Raw genomic sequence first — 327 nt, 5'->3', positions numbered from 1 at the left:
GAAGTCAAGGGCATTGGAAGTGCCGCCAAACACGCACTGACGGGGGCGGTCTGCTGGGTGGGTTTCATAGGGTATCTTGTAAACCTCTTTCTGTCGGCTTAAAAATGACTTGATTTCCTCAATGCTCTTGGCGTTTGCGGTTGCCATCATTTCCGACATTTCGATAATCCAGTGACCTTGCAGCTTACGGTACACATTGTCATCGTCCAGCTTCCGCAAATCATCGGAGAACCACTCGTCCCGGACTGCCAGCAGACGGAAGAAGGTGGACTTTCCAGCCCCCTGACCGCCTACCAGACAAAGCATGATTTCAAACTTGCACCCCGG

General features: G+C 52.3%; 1 protein-coding gene. It reads right to left on the bottom strand.

Annotation, left to right across the window (positions count from 1 at the left end):
- Window positions 1-327: virulence-associated E family protein (locus DWY76_RS14465; protein WP_243112069.1), on the bottom strand; the 327-nt coding region annotated here is incomplete at both ends.

It is taken from the genome of Faecalibacterium sp. AF27-11BH (genome assembly GCF_003603005.1).
Classification (GTDB): Bacteria; Bacillota; Clostridia; order Oscillospirales; family Ruminococcaceae; genus Faecalibacterium; species Faecalibacterium taiwanense.
Note: the sequence above shows the minus strand (reverse complement) of the source record. Positions and strands in the feature narration are given on the sequence as shown.